The sequence below is a fragment of the Chryseobacterium sp. genome (assembly GCF_045629545.1).
Lineage (GTDB): Bacteria > Bacteroidota > Bacteroidia > Flavobacteriales > Weeksellaceae > Chryseobacterium.
Genome location: NZ_JAZQRK010000045.1, coordinates 17,220 through 40,570 on the forward strand (window position 1 = coordinate 17,220; position 23,351 = coordinate 40,570).

General features: G+C 32.8%; 22 protein-coding genes. 12 read left to right on the forward strand and 10 right to left on the reverse strand.

Translation table 11 applies throughout. The features are described 5' to 3' along the window. Nucleotides 1–74: 74 nt before the first annotated feature. The 4 genes from mltG to pnuC form a co-directional block, all read right to left on the reverse strand. Nucleotides 75–1,100: an endolytic transglycosylase MltG gene (mltG, locus tag ACKI42_RS10715; RefSeq protein WP_407405256.1), complete on the reverse strand. Its 1,026-nt coding sequence runs from the start codon at nucleotides 1,098–1,100 to the stop codon at nucleotides 75–77. A 29-nt stretch (nucleotides 1,101–1,129) separates the two neighbouring features. Next, nucleotides 1,130–1,897, reverse strand: a complete 768-nt coding sequence (gene dapF, locus ACKI42_RS10720) for a diaminopimelate epimerase (protein WP_407405258.1) — start codon at nucleotides 1,895–1,897, stop codon at nucleotides 1,130–1,132. Nucleotides 1,898–2,002: 105 nt separating this feature from the next. Continuing rightward, nucleotides 2,003–2,611 carry a hypothetical protein gene (locus ACKI42_RS10725; protein ID WP_407405260.1) on the reverse strand — a complete coding sequence of 203 codons (609 nt, stop codon included), beginning with the start codon at nucleotides 2,609–2,611 and terminating at the stop codon, nucleotides 2,003–2,005. An 8-nt stretch (nucleotides 2,612–2,619) separates the two neighbouring features. Then, a complete protein-coding gene (gene pnuC / locus ACKI42_RS10730; protein WP_407405262.1) occupies nucleotides 2,620–3,276 on the reverse strand; it encodes a nicotinamide riboside transporter PnuC in 657 nt (218 codons plus the stop codon). 163 nt (nucleotides 3,277–3,439) lie between these two features. Between pnuC and ACKI42_RS10735 the strand changes: the two genes are divergently transcribed. From ACKI42_RS10735 to hemN, 3 genes are all read left to right on the forward strand, one after another. Next, a complete protein-coding gene (locus ACKI42_RS10735) occupies nucleotides 3,440–4,954 on the forward strand; it encodes an amino acid permease (RefSeq protein ID WP_407405264.1) in 1,515 nt (504 codons plus the stop codon). Between the two features lie 42 nt (nucleotides 4,955–4,996). Then, complete coding sequence (locus ACKI42_RS10740) at nucleotides 4,997–6,013, forward strand: WD40/YVTN/BNR-like repeat-containing protein (RefSeq protein WP_407405266.1); 1,017 nt, start codon at nucleotides 4,997–4,999, stop codon at nucleotides 6,011–6,013. Between the two features lie 99 nt (nucleotides 6,014–6,112). Beyond that, the gene (gene hemN, locus ACKI42_RS10745; protein ID WP_407405268.1) at nucleotides 6,113–7,471 is read left to right on the forward strand and encodes an oxygen-independent coproporphyrinogen III oxidase; all 1,359 of its coding nucleotides are present in this window, start codon (nucleotides 6,113–6,115) and stop codon (nucleotides 7,469–7,471) included. A gap of 66 nt (nucleotides 7,472–7,537) precedes the next feature. On the opposite strand, the gene ACKI42_RS10750 is transcribed toward hemN, so the two are convergent. From ACKI42_RS10750 to ACKI42_RS10760, 3 genes are all read right to left on the reverse strand, one after another. Continuing rightward, complete coding sequence (locus tag ACKI42_RS10750) at nucleotides 7,538–8,038, reverse strand: hypothetical protein (protein WP_407405270.1); 501 nt, start codon at nucleotides 8,036–8,038, stop codon at nucleotides 7,538–7,540. 16 nt (nucleotides 8,039–8,054) lie between these two features. Then, a complete protein-coding gene (locus ACKI42_RS10755) occupies nucleotides 8,055–8,762 on the reverse strand; it encodes an endonuclease/exonuclease/phosphatase family protein (protein WP_407405272.1) in 708 nt (235 codons plus the stop codon). A gap of 307 nt (nucleotides 8,763–9,069) precedes the next feature. Further along, nucleotides 9,070–9,609: a GNAT family N-acetyltransferase gene (locus tag ACKI42_RS10760; RefSeq protein WP_407405274.1), complete on the reverse strand. Its 540-nt coding sequence runs from the start codon at nucleotides 9,607–9,609 to the stop codon at nucleotides 9,070–9,072. A gap of 647 nt (nucleotides 9,610–10,256) precedes the next feature. Between ACKI42_RS10760 and ACKI42_RS10765 the strand changes: the two genes are divergently transcribed. From ACKI42_RS10765 to ACKI42_RS10775, 3 genes are all read left to right on the forward strand, one after another. Then, a complete protein-coding gene (locus ACKI42_RS10765) occupies nucleotides 10,257–11,180 on the forward strand; it encodes a hypothetical protein (RefSeq protein WP_407405276.1) in 924 nt (307 codons plus the stop codon). Between the two features lie 11 nt (nucleotides 11,181–11,191). Then, nucleotides 11,192–12,091, forward strand: a complete 900-nt coding sequence (locus ACKI42_RS10770) for a hypothetical protein (protein WP_407405278.1) — start codon at nucleotides 11,192–11,194, stop codon at nucleotides 12,089–12,091. A gap of 104 nt (nucleotides 12,092–12,195) precedes the next feature. Continuing rightward, on the forward strand, nucleotides 12,196–12,963 hold the full coding sequence (locus ACKI42_RS10775; protein ID WP_407405280.1) for a hypothetical protein: 768 nt from the start codon (nucleotides 12,196–12,198) through the stop codon (nucleotides 12,961–12,963). A gap of 384 nt (nucleotides 12,964–13,347) precedes the next feature. On the opposite strand, the gene ACKI42_RS10780 is transcribed toward ACKI42_RS10775, so the two are convergent. Beyond that, the gene (locus ACKI42_RS10780) at nucleotides 13,348–13,713 is read right to left on the reverse strand and encodes a thioredoxin family protein (protein WP_407405282.1); all 366 of its coding nucleotides are present in this window, start codon (nucleotides 13,711–13,713) and stop codon (nucleotides 13,348–13,350) included. A gap of 769 nt (nucleotides 13,714–14,482) precedes the next feature. On the opposite strand from ACKI42_RS10780, the gene secD reads away from it, so the two are divergent. The 5 genes from secD (at nucleotide 14,483) to ACKI42_RS10805 (ending at nucleotide 20,263) form a co-directional block, all read left to right on the forward strand. Further along, the gene (gene secD, locus ACKI42_RS10785; protein WP_407405284.1) at nucleotides 14,483–17,395 is read left to right on the forward strand and encodes a protein translocase subunit SecD; all 2,913 of its coding nucleotides are present in this window, start codon (nucleotides 14,483–14,485) and stop codon (nucleotides 17,393–17,395) included. A gap of 191 nt (nucleotides 17,396–17,586) precedes the next feature. Continuing rightward, a complete protein-coding gene (locus tag ACKI42_RS10790) occupies nucleotides 17,587–18,804 on the forward strand; it encodes a TCR/Tet family MFS transporter (protein WP_407405286.1) in 1,218 nt (405 codons plus the stop codon). A gap of 60 nt (nucleotides 18,805–18,864) precedes the next feature. Then, complete coding sequence (locus ACKI42_RS10795; protein WP_407405288.1) at nucleotides 18,865–19,197, forward strand: twin-arginine translocase TatA/TatE family subunit; 333 nt, start codon at nucleotides 18,865–18,867, stop codon at nucleotides 19,195–19,197. Between the two features lie 2 nt (nucleotides 19,198–19,199). Beyond that, on the forward strand, nucleotides 19,200–19,778 hold the full coding sequence (locus tag ACKI42_RS10800; RefSeq protein WP_407405290.1) for a phosphatase PAP2 family protein: 579 nt from the start codon (nucleotides 19,200–19,202) through the stop codon (nucleotides 19,776–19,778). 32 nt (nucleotides 19,779–19,810) lie between these two features. Then, nucleotides 19,811–20,263 carry a tRNA (cytidine(34)-2'-O)-methyltransferase gene (locus ACKI42_RS10805; RefSeq protein WP_407405292.1) on the forward strand — a complete coding sequence of 151 codons (453 nt, stop codon included), beginning with the start codon at nucleotides 19,811–19,813 and terminating at the stop codon, nucleotides 20,261–20,263. A gap of 7 nt (nucleotides 20,264–20,270) precedes the next feature. On the opposite strand, the gene ACKI42_RS10810 is transcribed toward ACKI42_RS10805, so the two are convergent. Continuing rightward, nucleotides 20,271–20,744 (reverse strand): 23S rRNA (pseudouridine(1915)-N(3))-methyltransferase RlmH, encoded by a 474-nt coding sequence (locus ACKI42_RS10810; protein WP_407405294.1) that lies wholly within the window; start codon nucleotides 20,742–20,744, stop codon nucleotides 20,271–20,273. A gap of 31 nt (nucleotides 20,745–20,775) precedes the next feature. Here ACKI42_RS10810 and ACKI42_RS10815 point away from each other — a divergent pair, with 31 nt between their 5' ends. Beyond that, nucleotides 20,776–21,786: a YihY/virulence factor BrkB family protein gene (locus ACKI42_RS10815; RefSeq protein WP_407405296.1), complete on the forward strand. Its 1,011-nt coding sequence runs from the start codon at nucleotides 20,776–20,778 to the stop codon at nucleotides 21,784–21,786. A gap of 371 nt (nucleotides 21,787–22,157) precedes the next feature. On the opposite strand, the gene nhaA is transcribed toward ACKI42_RS10815, so the two are convergent. After that, nucleotides 22,158–23,339 carry a Na+/H+ antiporter NhaA gene (gene nhaA, locus ACKI42_RS10820; protein ID WP_407405298.1) on the reverse strand — a complete coding sequence of 394 codons (1,182 nt, stop codon included), beginning with the start codon at nucleotides 23,337–23,339 and terminating at the stop codon, nucleotides 22,158–22,160. Between the last annotated feature and the right edge of the window lie 12 nt (nucleotides 23,340–23,351).

Below are 23,351 nucleotides of genomic sequence, written 5' to 3' on the forward strand. Positions count from 1 at the left end.
TTATAGTGGTATAAGTCGCAATTTTACCAATTATGTTAATTATAAATTCGTTAAAATAAAGTTAAAATTTTAAGTTATTTAATATTTTTAGAATTTAACCAATTTTGATATGCTTTTGCGTTGATGGCATGTTGCTCTGCACTCGCTGTAAATTTGTGATAACCAAATTTTTCTGGGTCCGCACACATGAAGATAAAATCATTGCTTTCAGCTTCCAACACTGCATCGACAGAGTTTTTATCCACAACACATATTGGGCCCGGCGGTATTCCTACATTGGCATACGTATTATACGGAGATGGAGTTGTAAGATGTTTGTACAAAACTCTCTTTATAGAGTTTTTGAAGTTGTTGGTTTTATTGATAGCATAAATAACAGTGGGGTCAGATTGCAATTTCATTCCTTTTCTAAATCGATTCAGGTACAACCCAGCAATTGTTTTCATTTCATCAGGCTTACCTCCAGATTCTTTATAAACAATAGATGCAAGTGAATAAATTTGATCTCTACTCAAACCAGACTTTTGCTCTTTATTTTTTCTATCACTTGTCCAAAATTCGTTATATTGATTTTCGAACTTATTATAAAATTCCTTAGGCGTCACAGTCCAAAAGAAATTATAAGTATCAATGAAAAAATATTTTTTTAGATCTTCTGCATTGGTGAAACCTTTATCAGTTGCTATTTTATCCAATTCTTTTACAAATTGTAGAGAATCTATTTCCGTTTTTTTAGTTACCTTTCCTACCATTTGGTATACATCACCAAAATCCCCAATTCTAAATGAATTTTCGGTTTGATTTCCGGCTTTGATTAAATTTACCAATTCTGTATTACTAGCGCCTTTTTTAAAATGGTAACGTCCAGGTTTAAAAAACTTATTCATCGATTTATCAATAGCCACTGCTTCAAATGATTCCTTGCTCTCAACATGTGGCGCAATAGAATCTAAAATCTGCTTAAAGTTCGCACCATGAGGAATCAAAACATATCCATCTTTGGAAACGTTATTGGTATAATATTTTTTATAAAATTTCATACCGAAAAAACCTGCAATAGCAAGTCCTGCGAGTACTACAACAAGGATTACTTTTTTCATTATTAATTTGATCGTTATTAGTTTTTAATTTAATGAATATCTACTTTTCCTCTAAAAACTTGTTTAGCAGGACCTTCAAGCCAAATTTGCTCGAAATGATCTCCATTTTTTTCTGCATATACCTTCAGATCGCCACCCAAAGTTTTAACTTTTATAAAGTTTAGATTGTTTTTTTCTAGAAAAGTTAAAGCAGAAGCAGTAACTCCCGTTCCGCAACTGTAGGTTTCGTCCTCAACTCCTCTTTCGAAAGTTCGTACAAATATTTCTTCTTGTCCAATAGCTTCAATGAAATTTACATTAATTCCCTCTTGCTTGTAAGTATCAGAATTTCTAATGGCAGAACCATTTTTGAAAACATCGATATTCCCAATGTCTTCAACATATTGCACGTAATGAGGAGATCCTGTATTAAGTACGAAATCCTCACCATCAGTATGTATTTCCTCTACATCAATCATTTTTAGTTTTACGATGCCATTGTGAATTTTTGCTTCATGAACACCATCAATCGCCATAAAGCTGCATCTGTTTTCGAACATATCCAAGAAGAACGCAAAGGCAACCAAACATCTGCCGCCATTTCCACACATGGTACTTTCGCCACCATCCGCGTTATAATACACCATTTTAAAATCGTATTTTTCATCTTTTTCTAGCAAGATAAGTCCATCTGCACCAATTCCGAATCTTCTATCACACAATTTGGCGATGGTATTTTTATTCTTAGGGAAAGCTAAGTCACGATTGTCAATCATCACGAAGTCATTTCCAGTACCTTGATATTTATAAAATTCCATTGTTAGTTTATTGTTTTATAATGCAACTTGCAAAATTACTATAAAATCAATATAAAAACGAACAGCATATGCCATTCGTTTAATATTATAATAGATCAGTAAAAATCAATTTCTGAATCCTCTATTAGAACCAGAAGAACTAGAAGTAGATCCAGAACTATTGATGTTTTGGTTGCTAGTAGATGGGTTTCTAAAACCTCCGTTGTTAGAACTGTTATTCTTTTGCGGCTGAGGATGTTGTTGTGGTTGCTGTGGAGCAGTATTTCTAAAACCTCGGTTGTTAGAGTTATTATCTCTATTTTGCTGGTTTCTTACCCCATTATTTCTATTACTGTTCCTTGGGTTGGTATAGTTGCCATTATTATTGTTACCTGTAGAATTACCAAATCCATTGTTAGGTCTTTGGGATGTAATTACTTTGTTTTGGGTATTGCTTTGGGTATTATTTTGTTTCTGGATATACACTTTGTTTCTATTGGTACCATAATAATAGGGTACGCCACTATCATAATAATATTGCATATCATTTCTATAGTAATAGCCGTCGTTTCCATAATATCCTCCCGTTCCGTAATAGTTTTGCGGAGCGTAGTAATAGCCATTATCATAATAAGGCTCGCCATAATTATCAACATAACCATTAGTAGTAGTGAAACAAGAAGTTAAACTTAATGTAAGTAAAACTCCAAATGATATTTTTAATAAACTTTTCATAATAATTATTACTTTATATTTTTTTTCCAATTGACATATCCTAGGACTGCCATTATAGTAAATACCAAATATTGAACCGAAGTGATACCTAATCCTTTAAAAATCATCATAGGCATGCAAATAATGTCTCCTATAATCCAAAAAATCCAGTTGTCAATGCGTTGTTTGGCCATTAACCACATACCGACAAGGAAGATAGAGGTTGTAATAATGTCTAGCCAATTTGCCCAATCAAGATGGTAAAGACCTAAGCTTGTTTCCTGTAACGAAAATTGATTGTCGATATAAGGTTTATAATAATAGACTAGAGTTACCATAGCCAAACCTACCAAAAACAGTATCAGTGCCACAATTCTCTCTTTCCTTGTAGCCCATTGTACCTCTACATGGATATTATCTTCCGCATTTTTAGACCACAAAAACCAACCGTAAACACTCATTATCGTATAATATACATTGATGATACAATCACCAAATAATCCGAATTTGAAAGTGATATAAATGTAGATTGCAGTAGAAATAATACCCGTGGGATAAACCCAAATATTTTTTTTAATTGAAAAATAGACGCTTAGTATTCCAAAAACAGTTGCTACGATTTCTATCGCGGTCTGAAGCGCAGTGTAAGATTCGTAAGGTTTTATGAAAAGGTCATATAAATTCATGGGGTCAAAAATAAGGAAATTTTGTGGATGCTTGCCATTGCTTGCTAAGAGTTGTCGGTGATTATTAAAAATAAATATAAAATTATATGATTATAAATCTAGGATTTATCTTAAAATCTCTAAAATTTTTATATTTTCGTAAATCTTAAATAACTAAACAATTATGTCGAATATTTGGAAAACAAAACCTCTTGGCGCCTATGAGGCTGATATGAAAAAGAGCGAACTCAAACGCGTCTTAGGGAAGTGGAGTCTTACTGCAATTGGGATTGGAGCCATTATTGGAGGGGGAATCTTTGTACTTACGGGTACTGGTGCTTACTATCATGCAGGTCCCGCACTCGCACTTTCATTTGTAGTAGCAGGTATAGCCTGTATTTTTGCAGCGCTATGCTATGCCGAATTTGCTGCATTACTTCCTGTAGAAGGATCTGCGTATGCGTATGCCTACGGAACAGTGGGTGAAGTGTTTGCGTGGCTAATTGGTTGGGGTCTGGTGCTAGAATACGCCATGGGATCTATGACGGTAGCCGTATCTTGGTCTGGATATTTTAACAAACTCCTCAAAATTTTTAATATTAATATACCTTATTACCTCACCAACGATTTTGCTTCTGCCAAACAATACGCAATTGCACATGGTTTAGTAGAACCCACATTTGCGTTCAATTTACCAGCATTTATCATTGTTTTAATTGTAACTGCGATCTTAGTAAAAGGTACTAAAGAAGCTGCAGGAGCAAATAATATTATTGTAATTATGAAAACATCAGTGGTTGTTTTTGTAATTATTGTGGGAGCGATGTTTGTTAATATGGAAAATTTAACTCCATTTATTCCCGATGAAAAAATGATTTTGCAATCTGATGGAAAGCTTGGTGCTGCCTATGGTTTCAGTGGTATAATTGCTGGAGCTGCAGCGGTTTTCTTTGCGTACATCGGTTTTGATGCCGTTTCTACACAAGCGGCAGAAGCCAAAAACCCTAGAAAAGATATTCCATTTGCTATTATCACATCATTATTAGTATGTACTTTCTTGTATATTCTAATGTCTCTTGTTCTTACAGGGATGATGAATTATAAGGATTTCGGAAGCATTCCAGATGCGCTTACTGCTCCGGTAGCAGTAGCATTCGAGAAAGCAACAGGTATGAAATGGGCAGTAATATTGATAACCGTAGCAGCAACAGTAGGACTAATCTCTGTGCTATTAGTAATGATGTTGGGTCAGTCTAGAATTTTCTTAGGAATGGCTAAAGATGGTTTGTTACCGAAAATGTTTAAAGAAATTCATCCAAAAACAAAAACACCATACAAAAACACCATACTACTAGGTCTTATTGTAGCTACAGTAGCGGCGCTTACACCGATCAGTACTTTGGTACATATGTGTAGTTTCGGAACTTTATTCGCATTTACGATGGTATGCTTTGCAGTTTGGTTACTTCGAGTGAAAAAACCAAATCTACAGAGAGGGTTCAGAACGCCAATGCTTCCAGTAGTGGCAACATGTGGAATTTTAATTAATATTTATCTAATTATTAATCTTGAAATCACCGCAATCTATATGGCTATTGGATGGCTTGTATTGGGTCTACTAGTGTATTTCCTATACGGTAAGAACAATAGTATATTGGGTAACGGTGGTTACGACGAATATATGGACAAAAAAAAATAACTTATAGCCTTCTTAACGGAAGGCTTTTTTTATGGAAATAATATGAGAAAAATAACTTTTGTATTAATGCTAATCCTTGGGATTTATAGTCAATCTCAAACTGTTGCTTTTGAAAATTTACTTCAGGACAAAATAAGCATAAGAGCGATTGAAATTTGGGATCATAAGGTGTGGTATGCCGGAACCGACTCTAAATTTGGATATGTTGATATAAATGATGCTAAAAATTCAAAACAAATTCAACTATCGGATAAGAAACTACAGTTTCGAACATTGGCGCAGGATAAGAATTCTTTTTATGCAATCAATATTGAAAGTCCTGCTTATTTTTTTAAGATCAATAAAAGTGATTTAACCTATGAAATCATCTTTACAGATACAGTGAAAACTGCTTTTTATGATGCTTTACATTTTGATAATGGTCGGTTTTATACTTTCAGTGATCCAAATAAAGATTTGGATTTAAAGTTTTTAGAATTTAATTCAAATAAAAAATCATATAAGTTTAAATATTATAATGATGTTAAACTAAATGAAGGAGAAGCAGCTTTTGCGGCAAGTAATACCAATATTGCATCATCTAAAGATTATTTATGGTTGGCAACAGGTGGAAAGGTATCGAGGATTTTAAGATTAAATTTAAAAAATAAAAAATTCGAAGTGTTCGCAACGCCAATTATTCAAGGTGAATCTTCACAAGGAATTTATTCAATAGATTTTTCTAGCAATGAATTTGGGATTGCCGTTGGTGGAGATTATACCAAACAATCTGCAAACATCAATACCATTGCAACTATGCATGATGCTGGCAAAACTTGGGAAGTACAAGCTTCAGGAAAAAATGCAGGATATATGACTTGTGTAAGAATAAAACCCAATACAAATGGTAAAGAAATAGTGGCAATAGGCGATCAGCACATTAGCTATTCTAATGATTTTGGGAAAACTTGGAAAGTGATATCCGAAGAAAAAGGTTTGTACGTTGCCGAATGGATTTCTGAGAATGAGGTTGTACTCGCAGGTAAAGATAGAATCTTAAAAATGACTATTATACGCTAATAAAAATCCTAAGAATAGATGATAACAATAATGATTTTGGGGTTTCTGTAAATTCTTATTCGTAACTTTGTGCTTCAAATAAAGTATGTAATTATCATAATGAGTTCATTAATCAATAAATATAATATACCAGGGCCTCGTTACACGTCTTATCCTACGGTACCTTATTGGGACGAAAGCACTTTTTCTCCTGAAAAATGGAAAACTAGCGTTATCAAATCTTTCCACGAAAGCAATTCTAAAGAAGGAATTTCAATCTATATTCATTTGCCTTTTTGTGAGGCGCTTTGTACTTTTTGTGCTTGCCACAAACGTATTACCAAACAACATTCTGTAGAAGTACCTTATCTAGAAAGTGTTTTGAAAGAATGGCATTTGTATTTGAAGATGTTTGATGAAAAACCGATACTAAAAGAACTTCATTTGGGTGGTGGAACACCAACATTTTTCTCTCCAGAAAACTTGAAAACTTTATTGAAAGGCATTTTTGAAACGGTAGAAATTGCAGAGCATCCAGAATTTTCATTTGAAGGTCATCCAAATAATACGACAAAGGAGCACCTTCAAACTTTGTACGATTTGCAGTTTACCAGAGTGAGTTTTGGAGTGCAAGATTACGATCCTAATGTGCAAAAAGCCATAAATAGAATTCAACCATTCGAAAACGTAAAAAACGTGACCGCTTGGGCTAGAGAAATTGGATACAAAAGTATTAGTCACGATTTGGTATTCGGTCTACCACACCAAAGTTGGGACGCGATGGAGTATACCATTAGAAAGACTTTAGAGCTAAAACCAGATCGTTTGGCATTTTATTCTTATGCTCACGTACCTTGGGTAAAAGGTGTGGGACAAAGAGGTTTTGATGAAAATGATTTGCCAAGTGGTGAAGAAAAACGCAGACTCTATGTAGATGGTAAAAAATTGCTAGAAGATCTAGGATACATTGAAGTCGGGATGGATCATTTTTCTCTAGAGCACGATGATTTGTACCAATCTCTTATTCATAAAAAACTGCACCGTAATTTTATGGGATATACTTCTAGTAATACGCAGCTGATGGTAGGTTTGGGTATGTCATCTATCTCAGATTCTTGGTATGCTTTTGCACAGAATGTAAAAACAGTGGAAGAGTACCAAAAAATGGTAGAAGAAGGAAATATACCTGTTGTAAAAGGACATATCCTGAATGAGGAAGATCTTTTGGTAAGAAGACATATTCTGAATTTGATGTGCCAACTAGAAACCACTTTTGATATCAATAATTCTTTCCCAGAATTGAACAATGCATTTGAAATGCTAAAAGAGATGGAAAGTGATGAACTGGTAGAAATAGATGGACATCAAATAAAAATCACAGAAAAGGGAAGAGCATTTACTAGAAATGTGGCAATGGTTTTTGACCTTAGAATGATGAGAAATAAACCAGAAACGAGAATTTTCTCTATGACGATTTAATCATTTAAAAATATATTTAAAAACCCTTCGCTATTTGTGGAGGGTTTTTGTTTGGTTTTAAGGGTTTTATTTTACTTTAATAATAGGATGAAAATTTGCATTAAATTCTCTTGTATCTATTCCTATGCGAGTCAATAAATCTTCTGCAGTTGCTTTTATTAATTTCCAATCCTCATGTTCGTCAATATTGTGGTAATCCCAAATTTCGTTTTGTATTTGATCCACTTGATTTTTAAATTCTAAAAGTTCAGGCTTGAAAATAGGATCTATAAGATTATTTCTAAATATTGTTTCAAAACAAACCTCAATGAAGGCATAGTCCAGTTCTTCATATAATTCTGTAAGCGGATCAATCAAAACAGATTCAAGATTCATCAACTCTTTAGAATTGTAGGTAAACAAAATTAACGAATTGATGAGATTACTCATAAAAAAATCTACACGCTCATTATATTCTAACTCTTCATATTTTGAATAACTGCAATCTTCAATCTCTGATACATCCAAATCATTATCAATACTTTTGGCTTCCTTTTTTACAAAAATTTTAAATATATTAAATTTCATAAAGGTAATTTTGAGATTAAATAAATTCTAAAATTAATGGACTATGATCACTCAGCTTTGTCCAATAACTATAAGTTCCAATTTCAACTTTTGTTAATTTATTTTTTAAATTTTCAGAAATAAAACAATAATCTATATGATATGGTTTATCTATCTTTCGATGCAAATATAAAGTAGGTTGAGTTTCTCTTCCTTGGACTTCATTAAAAAAGACATGATACGAACTGTATATTTTATGTTCAATCAATTTATTGACAAGATTTGTGTGATTGTAGATTCTTCTTGGCTTATCCCAAATCGAGTTGCTATTGAAATCTCCAATAATAAGTAAATTTTCAATCTTCAAAAGATCAGTGTAATAATGTATGGCATTCCATATTTGTGAAGTGTAACAATCATGGTTCGTAGGTTTTTGTGTCCAAACGGCAAGCATTACATACTCAGCAGCATCAGATTTGATTGAGAGTGGAATCACATATTCAAAATCTGGATTATGAATATCAAGGAGCTCAATTTTAAAATTTGAAAATGTAAATACAGCAATGCCTTTATTTTTATTTTTCCCGTACCAAAATGAATCTGATGGTATTTGAATAAAATCTGGGAACTTTAATTTTTCAAGATTTTCACATTCTTGAACCACTAAAATATCAGGCTTTTCCGCAAAAATAAATTCGGCTTTTTTTCTAAATGCCATATTGCAATTCCAACTAATAATTTTCATACTTAGGCATTAAAATTTTTAAAAATATAATAATTAAATCACTTCATATACTTATTCAACCTTTTGATACACTGCATCCTTAACAATCATTTTTTTTATTTTGTTCTAGATGGATGTAATTTTTTAAGGTTAAATTATTTCCAACAAGCTTATACCATTTTTCTATGAATTTTTGCGCTGATGCTTTCTACTGCTTTATTAGTTTTGAATTCGTTGGATTTGGAATGCGCACATCAACCACTGTCTGCAAATGACAAATATGAAGAAGGATCATTAACTTTTTCATTATTAGTGTTCTTTTTAAATTTTAATAAGCTTCCCAGTCAGACTTTTTTATCTGAAATAAATCTACATTTTTATGGTTAAAATCGATGTTTTTTTCAAATGTCATTCCGTTTTTTAAAGCTACATTTTTTGACGCTGTATTATCTGGAAATATTAAAGAAACCAATCTGTCGTGGAAATTATTTTTAAAGGCAAAATCTCTGCATTTTTTGGCTGCTTCAATGGCATAACCTTTTAATCTATGTTGAGGCAAAATAGAGTAGGCGATTTCTAGTTCGAATTCGTTATTTATTTCTCTTACCAAAACTCCACATTGTCCAACGAAAGAACCATCTTCTTTTGAAATCAAAACATTTTGTCCACCCAATTCATTTTCATACCGATGAAACGTCCATTCAAACCATATTTCGCATCGTTGCTGTGGAGTTTTGTAATCGCTCATTCCTAGAAGTGCTGTGGTAACGTCATCCTCAAATAATGTTTGCCAAGTATGGAAATCCGAATGTTCGAGTTTTCTAAATATTAGCCTTTCTGTTTCCTGATCTTTAAGTAGATACTTCATTTAGTTTTCAGTTTGAGTTTATTTGTTATAGTAAAAATAGTCATTATTAATACAATAATACTTTTGATTCCGATTTTAAGGTTATGGTAGCTTATATTTCTGGATGTACAAATTATAGGATAACTAAAATATAGAAAATCATGAAAGTCCAAAATAGAAAAGGTGTAATTGCAAGAACTAGCCAAAATAGATTCCAATGTTTTGGTTCTCGAAATTCCAAAACTGTAAAAGTGGAATTAATGATTGAAAATAATATTGAAGATCCATGAAGAATCATCGCCGTAAAACCTCCAATTTGCCAATAAAATCTTAACTCAGTGTATCGAAGTGGAGCACAAAATTTCGTAATTATAAATGCTAACAGAAAAACAGAAAATATTAACAGTGTATATTTTCTGTAGCTATATTTTATGTGTTGATTTTGCTTCATAGTTAATAGAATATTGTTTATCAAAAAAAATTAAAAAAAAATAATTATACCAGTTCACTATAAACCAATTTAAAAAAACAACCATCAACAACAAATAACTATGAATTTATCTTGGATAACACATTTTAACATACAAATAATCATGTAGATATAATTCTACGAACTGTATTTATTTTTTGAAAAAAATGTAGATTTGTTATTTATTAAAAATACATGTATGAGAAAAGCAATTACAATTATTTTGGTTGCCTGTAGTATTTTCCCTAATTTATTAAATGCACAAGGTAAGAATATCGGAATTAATACTTCTACTCCCGACACTTCTGCCATTTTACAAGTTAGTTCTAATTCAATCCCAGACCTATCATCAGCTAGTAAAAAAGGGTTTTTACCTCCAAGAGTAGCATTACTAAGTAATATTGATGTATCTACTATTCCTTCTCCCGCAGTTGGTCTTTTGGTTTATAACACGGCTAACAACGGATCATATCCTAACGAAGTAAGTTCTAATGGATATTACTTTTGGGATGGCAATAAGTGGGAAAAATTAATGAATTCTGCAGCGATAGAGGAAGCCGTAAAACCAAGAATATTTTATGTAGAAAACAATGACAGGCAAAATTTCACTTCAGCTGAAATAAATGCCGTTTCTCCAGCAATACCTAACGATAATGTTGTAAAGTTTGGAACACCAATTATAAACACAAATAACTTTATCACCATCGATACTGTCAATTCAACTTTTAAAGCGACTATTTCGGGAATTTATGAATTTTCTGCTTTTGTCAATTACAATCCTATGGCTGGAGTTGTTTCTGGAAATGCAAACAACAGGGCTTTCCTTAATCTAAAAATTCAAAGGTCTACAGACGGAGGTACAACATGGGTTAATACTATTGGGTCAAGAACAGGTTGGGGAGTAAATGGATCTTCCCTTCTTAAGACCGCAATATTATTAGGTACACCATTAAAGTTGAATATGAATGACATGATACGAGTTGTTATTGCTAATCCTTTTAGTAGCGCTGCCAACAATAATCATTGCAGTGGTGGAAATAGTTATATTGATAATGATGCAACCAATAATATTCCCGTAGCCAAAGGATTAAGGATTCAATTATTAGATTACAATATCAAATAACACTTACAAAAATGAAAAATATATTATTATCTCTATTAGTACTTACAAGTTTTTTTATTAAGGTCGATGGACAAGTTGGTGTAGGTACTAATACCCCTAATTCATCTGCAAATTTAGATATTGATGTTTCTGGTTTATCTACTAAAAAAGGAATGCTTCTACCAAGAGTTATGTTACAGAACAATACTGATGTTACCACTATTGCAAATCCTGCTGTTGGATTAATGGTATATAATACACAAGACAATGGAACTAGCCCGAATGCAGTTGAAAAAAATACCTTTTATTTTTGGAATGGAGTTCAATGGACCAATATTTCCAGTTTGACAGAAGTTAAAAGAGAACTACTTCCCCAAGTCTTTTTTATTGCAGAAGGCAACAATAATGTAACCACACCACAGTATACGTATTATAAGAATGAAAATATAAATGTAGCACCTGTCGTTATAAAATTTGATCCAAGTTCAGTTATTCTAAATACAGGAAATAATATTACGTTAAATACTGATAATACATTACTCATTAATAATTCAGGATTGTATGAGGTTTCGGGATTCATTAATTATAATCCATCTATTTTACTTAGTACAGTTATATTAACAACGACCAATGTTGAATTCATTATTCAGATTTCTACAGATAACGGTATTAGTTGGAATAATATCGCAAAAACTGTGGGTGTATGGGGAGAAGGTACATCGTTAAACAATCGTACAAATAATATTTCTCCTGTAATAATTACAGCAAACAAAAATAACTTGTTAAGATGTCTTGTATTTAAGACACAGGGAGACAATCATAGAGAAACAACAGACCCAATTGATCCGGTGAGCAACCCTGCTAAAGCTACTATCAGTGCGCCAACAGGATTAGAATATGGTAAGGTATTAAAAATATTAAAATTAGACTAATCATGAAAAAAATACTTTCAATTGCATTAATTTATGTATTTATTATAAATTACAGCCAAATTGGAATTGGAACTACAACTCCAAATTCATCATCAATAATAGATATGGATGTTTCTTCCCTAACCAATAAAAAAGGATTTCTGCCTCCTATCGTTAGTTTAAAAAATAATACAGATATTACAACCATTAATACACCTATCAATGGACTGACAGCTTATAATCTTGTTGATGGTGGATCAGGCGCAACTTTAATAAAAGGAAATAGAGTAAGCTATTGGGATTCTACAAAATGGCAATCATTAACTAATCTTGGAGAGATTAGAGTGCTTAAACAGCCTATTGATTACATAAATTCTTCTATTACACCACAAAATTTAACAACAGATAATACATTAACTGCTTTTAACAATAGCCAATTAGTAATAGTGAAATGGAGCGCCACAGACGAGATTGTTGCTAATCCCAACGATATAATTTTATCTAATAATATTTTCACCTTTAAGACTGCTGGAGTTTATCAATTAACAGGTTCTATTATTGCAAAAACAATTATTAATTCTACCCAGAACACGCAAATTGTGATGGTATTACAAACATCTACAGACGGTACTACATGGACCAATATTTTTGGAACCTCTACACCCATAGAGAGGTTAGTCGGTAATAAGGCACAAACACTTTCAATTCCTCAGATATTACATCGATTTGCAGCCAATACACAAATGCGAATAATGTTATTTAAACCAACTAATGTTACTAATGCTGCAACAGGGGTTGTTTCCAACAGTTCCGTACAAGCGAACTCAGGCATTATTCCAAATGTTACGGGTGACTCGACAAAATCTATTCGTTTTACAAGAATTAGAGAATAAATATAAACTCTTTCACACTGTAAAAGAGTTTTTTAAAATGAAGTAGATCAAACTTATTTTGAAAATAAAAAAAAAGGTTACGAAATTTTTGTTAAAAAACATAATTATTTCACGACTAACCCTTTTTTACTGAGTAATTAACAAACATATAATGTAACGTGAAATTGTTCCTTACTTACCATTAGCAAAAAGGAGGTTCTCTAAGTTTAATGAAATTTTGTTTTTCTCACGTTTCACAAGATACGAAATTATATGAATGATGAAATCAGTTAGTGATTTAGCTACAAAAAAATAACCTCTTTAGAAATACTCTAAAGAGGTTATTTTTTTAACTCTAAAATTGTTTTTTTAAATGAGTAAATTATGAAAAGGTATTATTTTATCTCAATTAAATTTGGAAAGAGATAAAATTACTTTTTCTTTAGATGCTAATCCATCTGATATTTTTACCAGTTCATTACCGTTATTATCTAGTAAGACTAATGTTGGTAATACATTAGTTTTAAATTTATCTTTAAAAACCTGATAGTCTTTAACAACTTTAGAATTTAAATCTTGATTTCTTGGAAGGTTGATCTCAAATATTTCTACATTTTCATTTGCATATATTTCAAATTCTGTAGTTTCAATTACATTTTTTTTCATTTTTATACAAGGCTTACACCAATCAGAGCCTGTCAAAATGATTAGAATTTTCTTTCCTGATTTTTGAGCCTTTACTTGTGTAGTATTCCAATCATTATTTTTCACAACTTGTGAAAAGTAAATATTGGAACAGAAAATAAATAGTAGAATAAAAAATCTCATCACTTTTTTAAAATTTATACTTTATCAATTACGTGGATATTTCAAACACTATTTTTTATGTCTATAACCCTTATTACTCAAATCAAATATAAGTGATTTTTTCCAATGCCTAATTATTCGTGAATTGCTAAAATACATGAATTTTTATATTCTTTCACTACAATAATTTTTATTTTGATTTTACATTTCTAAGGAAAACTGCAATTACCTGAAAATCTTCATTCCAAAAGATTCCATTTTAAGTCAATAAAAATTTTAACATTAGGTTTAAAAGAGCGATTATCTATAAAAGATATTTGTAATGACAAATTAATTATTAAAGCGCCTTTACGTCATTTGAATGCCTTAACGAAATGGTTGATAATGGCGGTGAAAACTTTCTTCATTATTTGGCTAGGCTTATGGTGATATGGATAGGTTTTATGGTGATTTTGAGGTTTTCTAAATGAGAATTAAATAAAAATATTCAGATTTCTATTATGTAGATCATAATTTAATATTTTGATAGCGAGTATATTGTATAAAGTTCTCCGATTTGGATATTGCTTTCTTTTTAAGTACAATAAGAAAATAATCCTTAAAAATTATCAATTTTATAGGTGAATATTTATTCAGAAATATCTGAAAATAAACCATTTCAGTTCTTAAAAATTCATAAATTCTCAAGAAAATCATTATATTTGCCGACTTAATTTAACGTAGTTATAACAAAATGCAAGGAAAAGGACTTATCACAATTGTTGCTATTGTACTCGGGCTAATATGCTTGAATGAGCTATTGCCAACATGGTACGCAAGCAAGATTGAAAAGCAGGCAACTGCTATTGCAGGAGACAATCCCGAGAAGTATCAGAAAGAAATCGCAAGACTTTCTAAAGATACACTAAATCTAGGTTTTACGGAACTTTATTACTCTAAAGCGAAAGACAAAGAAATGAAGCTTGGTCTGGATTTGAAGGGTGGTATCAATGTTCTATTAGAAATCAACCAAAGAGATTTGGTGAATGATCTAACCAATTATTCTACCAACCCTATCTTAATTGAAGCACTAAACAAGACCGACGAAATTCAAAAAAATTCTACAAAGTCGTACATCGACAACTTTTTCACAGAATTTAAAGCGGTAAACCAAGCAAAAGGAGCCAACCTGAAACTTGCTGATCCAGAAATTTTTGGAAATACCAATCTTTCTGAGATTAAATTCAATACTTCAGATGAACAAGTAGAAAGTATTGTAAAAAGAAGGATAGATCTTTCTGTAGGTACAGCTTTTGAAGTAATAAGAACAAGAATCGACAAACTAGGAGCGGTACAACCTAACGTACAAAGAGTACCAGGAACAGCAAGGATTTCTGTAGAAATGCCTGGTATGAAAGATATCGACAAGGTGAAAAAAATGCTTCAAACTTCAGCAAAACTTCAGTTTTGGGAAGTTCAGCAAATCACCGAAGTTGCTCCTTATTTCCAATCTTTATCTACAGCGGTTGCTACTAAAGGAGACTCTATTGGAGTTGCAAAAAACACCAACTTCCTAAATATTATCCAAGGGGGTAATTCTGGAAGCCAAAGCTCTGTAGCAAGTGTAAAGTTATCTGATACAGCTGCAGTAAACAAAATCTTGAACAGTAAAATTGGCAAGGCAATGCGTCCTGTTAATCTTAAGTATACTCAGTTTATGTGGGGCTACAAGCCAGAATCTACAGACACTGAAAGTTTGGTACTGTACGCTATCAAAGGGAGCATCAACCAAAAAGCACCAGTAGATGGTGCGGTAGAGACTGCAAGCATTGGATATGATGAGCTAAGTAGAGTAGTTGTAGATATGCAAATGGATTCTAAAGGTGCTAAAGAATGGAAAATCCTTACAGAGAAAAATGTAGGAAGACCTGTTGCTGTAACACTAGATAACAGAGTATATACCGCACCAAACGTTGTAGGCGCTATCCCGAACGGAAAAACACAAATCTCTGGTAACTTCTCTCAAGAAGAAGCTAAAGAATTGGTAGATGTATTGGGCGCAGGTAAATTGCCAGCAGGTGCAAAAGTAGTACAAGCTACACAAGTAGGTCCTTCATTGGGTCAAGAATCTATTAATGCAGGGGTAATCTCATTTGGTATTGCTTTCCTAATCATTATCGCATACATTATTTTCTATTATGGTGGTGCAGGAGTATATGCGGTGATTGCAATGATCATCAACTTATTCTACATTTTCGGAATCATGGATTCTGGAGACTTTACCCTTACACTTCCTGGTATTGCAGGTATTGTACTTACAATGGCAATGGCAGTGGATACCAACGTAATTATCTACGAGAGAACGAAAGAAGAACTCTTCGCAGGTAAGAGTATTCTAGAGGCTTATAAAGATGGTTTCAAACACGCATTAAACGCAATTATTGATGGTCACTTAACTACATTATTAACGGCAGCAGTGTTGTTCTTATTTGGTACAGGACCTATCAAAGGTTTCGCCATTACTTTAGGTATTGGTATCTTAATGACATTATTTACTTCTGTATTATTATCTAGAGTAATGATTTTCTCTAGACTAAACAAAGGAAAAGGTCTTTCAGTTTGGACACCTCCAACCAAAAATTTATTCAGAAATACTTGGATCGATTTTATTGGGAAAAGAAAATATTCTTACATGGTATCTGCTGTTTTAACGGTAATATGTATTGGTTCAATCTTCGTAAATGGATTCAAATACGGAATCGATTTCACTGGAGGTAGAAACTACGTAGTACGTTTTGATAAGAGCGTAGATGCTGAAGAAATTGAGCAAAGCTTAGTAAAAGTATTCGCTACACAAGATGGTAAAAACTCATCTGTAGAAGCTAAAACTTTTGGTAACGATAAACAGTTGAAAATCTCTACAGATTACCTTATCGAAGACGAATCTTTGAAAGCGGATCAAACTGTTGAAGAAAAGTTATTTCAAGGATTGAAAGCTAATCTTCCTGCAAATATTACAATGAATGATTTTAAATCTGCAGATAAGGAACACGCAGGAATTATCTCTTCAGAAAAGGTAGGACCTACCGTGGCAGATGACATCAAAACTCATGGTATCTTGGCAGTAGTAGCTGCATTAGCAGGGATCTTTATCTATATCTTATTAAGATTTAGAAAATGGCAATTCTCTCTTGGTGCTGTAGTAGCATTATTCCATGATGCGGTAATTATCCTTGGAGCTTATTCATTGCTTCACAGAATAATGCCTTTCAATATGGAAATCAACCAGGATTTTGTTGCCGCAATTCTTACAGTATTAGGATATTCTATTAATGATACCGTAATTATCTTCGATAGAATTAGAGAGTACCTAAAAGAGAAAAAAGCCCTTACACTAGCAGGATTGTTTGATGATTCTATTTCTAGTACTTTGGGTAGAACTTTCAATACTTCATTCACAACGATCTTAGTAATCTTAGCAATATTTATCTTCGGTGGAGATAACCTAAGAGGATTTATGTTTGCAATGCTTATTGGTATTGGGTTTGGTACGTATTCATCTATATTCATTGCATCAGCAATTGCGTATGACTTCCTAAAAACTGGGAAAGAAGATGAAGTACATGGTAAAACATCTACAGAGAAAGAGGTGCTTGCTTCTAAGTAATCTCCCGCTACAATAAATTATGAAAGCCTTTCTTTATGAAAGGCTTTTTTTATTATTTATATCAATTGTAGATAGACCTTTCATTACTTATTTTTGACCATTTTTAAGCATAATTTTAAATGTATCTAAATTGCTGGGGTGTTCTTAAATCATACTTAAATATTTATGCCAATTATCTAATTTTGCCAAGTATGGAAGGTTCAAAAAAGAAAGGTGCATTAAGCTTTATATTTATCACATTGTTGCTAGATATTACGGGCTGGGGGATCATCATACCCGTGGTACCACAGCTCATCAAAGAGCTGATTCATGCAGATATCAGCGAGGCGGCCAAATATGGTGGTTGGCTAGGTTTTGCCTATGCTTTTACGCAATTTATCTGTTCACCTATTGTGGGAAACCTCAGCGATAAATTTGGAAGAAGACCTATTATTTTGTTTTCTTTATTTGGTTTTGCAATCGATTATATTTTGCTTGCGCTTTCTCCAACCATAGTATGGCTTTTTGTTGGGAGAGTGATTGCTGGACTTACTGGAGCAAGCATCACTACCGCTAGTGCATATATTGCTGATGTTTCTAATGATGAAGATCGTGCAAAGAATTTCGGACTTATAGGCGCTGCTTTTGGGGTAGGATTTATCCTAGGTCCTGTTTTAGGTGGTATTTTAGGACATTATGGATCTAGAGTGCCTTTTTATGCTGCCGCGGTGCTTTGTTTCATTAATTTCCTTTACGGTTATTTTATTTTGCCCGAAAGTTTAGACAAAGACAAAAGAAGAGAGTTTAGTTGGAAAAGAGCCAACCCAATTGGATCATTTAAATTCTTAGGAAAACATCCCGAAATATCTGTGCTTATCGTTGCTTTAATACTAATTTATATAGCAAGTCACGCCGTACAAAGTAATTGGAGCTATTTTACCATGTACGAGTTTGGTTGGACAGAAAGATTGGTGGGTATTTCTTTGGGAGTCATGGGATTATTAGTAGGATTGGTGCAAGGAGTTTTAATCCGTTGGACAATTCCTAAATTGGGTGAGCAAAAAAGCATTTATTTTGGACTAATATTATATGCAGTTGGATTGTTATTGTTCTCATTTGCAAGCTCCGAATGGATGATGTTTGCCTTTCTTATTCCATATTGTTTGGGTGGTATTTGTGGTCCTGCTTTACAATCTGTTATTACCAAAAGTGTGGCCTCTACAGAACAAGGAGAATTGCAAGGTGCGCTTACCAGTTTGATGAGTGCAACGTCTATTATTGGTCCGCCTCTGATGAATAATTTATTCTATTATTTCACGCACGATGAGGCGCCTTTTAAATTTTCCGGGGCTCCTTTCTTTCTAGCATTTATCTTGATGACGATCAGTGTTGTGATAACTTATTCGGCATTTAACAAGAAAAAATCTTAAAATTTATTTAAAATTATAAGACTAAGACGTAATCTGTATAATCTTTTGTAATTTAGCACCATGGAATTAAGTATCGGAGAAATGGCCCTTATTGCCATTGCCATAGTCGTTTTATTCGGACCAGATAAGTTGCCGCAAATTGCTCGAGATTTAGGCGCTGGAGTAAGAAAAATGCGTGGTGCTGTAGAAGATATTAAAGGTGAAATATTAAAGGAAACGGATAATCCTTTGTCCGAAATAAAGCGCGAGATAGAGAAAGTAAAAGACGCTGCTAAAGATTTTGATCCGACTAAAATCATTGAAAAAGACATTATAAAAGAGCCTTCTATCGAGGAAACTCCGAAAGTAAAGCCTGCTGATGATGATTCTCATGAAGGACCCGTAAGCAGATAATTATGGAGGAAGTTGTATTAGAAGACAAAAGAGTATTTCTATTTCTCAATAATCTTGGAGATACTCCGTTTGATCAGTTTTGGATCATGATTTCTGGAACTTGGATTTGGATTCCTCTCTATATTATTTTTCTTTATTTATTATACAAAAATTACAAGCTTAGAACTTTACTTTATATACTTTTGTTTATTGCAATTGGTGTAACGATATCAGACCAGGTTTCTGGGATTTTTAAGTATGGAGTTGCTAGATTGCGCCCTTGTCACGACCCTTCTTTACAAGATCATATGAGGATTGTAAAATGTGGCGGACAGTTCGGTTTTTATTCTGCTCATGCCTCTAATACATTTTTCTTGGCAAGTTATCTTTGCTTATTATTAAAAGATAAGCTAAAATGGTTTCCTTACTTTTTGTTTTTTTGGGCTTCGGTTGTTTCTTACAGTAGAATCTATTTGGGTGTTCATTTTCCTATTGATATTTTGGTAGGTGCAACAGTAGGAACTCTATTGGGATTTGTATTCTCATTATTAGCCCAAAAAGTAATCCGAAAACAAGCTTCGGAAGTCGGTTTCAAAAGCTAGATCTTAGCTTCAATTTATAGTCAGTTTTTTATATGTTAAATATTGTTCTTGTAGAACCAGAAATCCCTAATAATACAGGTAATATAGGCCGATTATGCGTGGGTACAGAAAGTAGATTGCACCTTATTCATCCCTTAGGTTTTCTGATAGATGATAAAAACCTAAAGCGTTCTGGCTTGGATTATTGGGTTCACTTAGAGGTAACCGAATACGCAAATGTGGAAGCTTGGAAATCTAAAGTTCCCGATTTATCACGTGTATTTTTAATGAGTTCTCACGCAGAAAAATCTTATCTAGAAATAGATTTTCAAGATGGAGATTGGTTGGTTTTCGGTAAAGAAAGCAAAGGATTAAGCCAAGAGGTTTTAGATCAATTTGAAAATCATCTTACCATCCCAATGTCCAACCTTATTAGAAGTTTCAATATCGCCAATTCTGTAGCATTCGTAGTAGGAGAGGCAAAAAGACAGCTTAAATTGAAATAGCAATTGCTTAATCGTTATGATAGGGTTTACCTTGCAAAATTTGGTCTGCACGGTACAATTGCTCAACGATAAAAAGACGAATCATCTGGTGAGTGAAAGTCATCTTGGATAAAGACATTTTCTCATTGGCTCTGCTGTATATTTCGTCAGAAAAACCATACGCGCCCCCAATAAGGATATGTATTTTCTTCACAGAAGTATTCATCCATGTATCCATTTTCTGAGAAAATTCTCTACTGGTAAACTGTTTCCCTTTTTCATCCAAAAGGGTTACCCAATCATTTTTATCAATGAAATTCATGAAAAGTTTGGACTCATCCTTCTTGATTAAATCTGGCGTAAGGCTTTTGGCATTTTTGATATCTGGAATTTCTATAATTTCAAAATTCCAATGTTTGGGAAGTCGAGTACGGTAATAATTGATTAAAGATGTAATTTCTTTATCATCTGTTTTCCCAATACAAAGTAAACTAATTCGCATTTCTTATATTTGCTGAGCACAAATATACTTTATGGCAATAAAAATTCCTAAGTTTATCTTGAAAATTCAGCAATTTTTCGATAAAATACACCTTCCAGTGTTGGGTATTTCTCTATGGCAACTGTTTCAGATCTACATTTCAGGTGTATTTCAAGGCCAAATAGGGAGAAAAGCAGCAGGTATATCTTGGAATTTTACCTTAAGTCTTTTTCCTTTTCTGCTCTTTTTGCTCTCTGTTATTCCATATATGCCTCATTACGACAAGCTTCAATTTTATATTTTTGAAGTGCTAATGCATAATATTTTCCCTTCTAATATTGAAGGCGATGTAAGGAACTATATACAGACCAACATCATTCCCAATATGAAAGGCATTAGCAATCTTACCATTTTAGTAGCCTTGGTTTTTGCTACTAATGGAACTTTTTCTATAATCAGTGGATTCAATGAGAATTCAAAAGAAAAATTGTCTGATGTAAAAGAATTTATACTTTCCTTTTTTATCACTATAGGCTTTGTAACAATAGTATTTCTCGCTTTGTTTGGAGTCTACTATTCTGAGGTTGTTTTAAAGCTTTTTACGCCATCCTATAATATTTCATGGCTTGTGGATAACCTTTCCAGAATCATTGGATTTGTTTCTTTTCCCTTATTTTATTTCCTTTTGCTTACTTTATTTTATTGGCTAGGAACAGTGAAGATTATTAGATTCAGACAAGCTATTCCGGGTGCAATTTTGACGACCGTATTATTTATTATCACCACATATTTATTTGCTATTTATGTAAAAGATATTGCAAGATATAACGTACTATATGGTTCTATAGGAAGTATGATATTACTTATGGTTTGGGTAAACGTTAATGTGTATTTACTTCTTTTTGGGAACGAACTCAATATTGCCATTAGAAATCTGAGAATAGAAAAACTTTTGGCAGATGAGTTAGAAAAAGAAGCACAAGATTTTCATTCTCAAGTAAGTGAGCCAAGTTTACTTTCAGATCCTCATCATACCCGATTTTTTGAGGATAAACATAAATAGACCACTACAAAATGTTTTATTTTAACCACAAAAGTTGCAAAATCAAACATTTAAATTAACCATTCCAAAAGAACATAGAATGTATATTCTCTGCTTTCGTTAAAACTTCGCTAAATATTTTAATAATTTGGAAGTTTTGAAAAACACATATATTTTAACCACAAAAGTGGTAAAAGAACCTTTTAAAATAAACATTCCAAAAGCACATAAGAGGTAAAATACTTATTTGTAACTTTTGATTCAACTTAAATCTAGCGAAATCATACGCTGCTTTTGCAGTTTATAAATGCTTATAACGTTAACCAACATACTTCATAATCATTAATAGACAATTATCTTCAGCTTAAACTTTTGTTTAAAACAATTTTGAATTACAACTCCGTCAATTCTACCTTTTTCTTTTTTGAACTCAAATTTAGAATGGTATACCCCAAAAATGCAGCAAAGAATGATGCAATCAATATTGCAAATTTAGCTTCATTTTGAATTTCAATTTCAGATTTAAAAGATAGCAGAGCTATGAAAATCGACATGGTAAAACCAATCCCTGCAAGCAATCCAACTCCAATCATTTGAAGCCAAGAACTCCCTTTTGGAAGCGTACTGATTTTTAGTTTAATAGCAATCATCGAGAAAAGATTAATACCAACTAGTTTTCCAATGATTAATCCGAAAATAATCCCAAATCCCAAATTACTGAATAGTCCATCTACCATCCCGTTTTCGAAAGTGATATTGGTATTGCTTAGGGCAAATATCGGCATGATGAAAAAACTTACCGGAAGATGCAATTGATGCTCCAATTTCTCTAATGGTGATATCTCTGTTGTAGACACATTGGTCGGGATTGAAAAAGCCAAAACTACACCAGCGATGGTGGCATGAATACCAGAATGATGCAAGAAATACCATAAAAACAATCCAGGAATCAGGTACAATACAATTTTGGTAACTTTGAAATAATTTAGCAAAAACAACAAAATTCCTACCCCTGCAGACAGTGATAAATAAGTCCAATGAATTTGCTCTGTGTAAAATATCGCAATAACTAAGATAGCGCCCAGATCGTCTACAATAGCCAAAGCAGCCAAAAATATCTTGATGGAATTGGGGATTCTTTTCCCTAATAAAGAGATGATAGCTAATGAAAATGCGATATCGGTAGCCATTGGGATTCCCCAACCGCTACTATAATGAGTTCCGTAGTTGAACGCTACATAGATGAGGGCAGGCACAATCATTCCGCCAATGGCTGCAAATATGGGTAGAGAGGCATTCTTGAAGGATGATAATTCGCCTTCTACAATTTCTCTTTTTATTTCTAAACCAACAAGTAAGAAAAAGATTGCCATCAGTCCGTCATTAATCCAAATGCTTATAGGATATTGCAAATGAAAAAGAGAGGTGCCAATTTCTCGATCTAATAACTGCTGAAAACTCAAGGCTAGGGAAGAATTGGCTATGCAGAGTGCTAAAAACACACATAAGATCAGCAAGATTCCTGATGATTGATTATGATTGAAAAACTTTTTAAAATAGATGCTTAAATTCATTGATTATTTTTT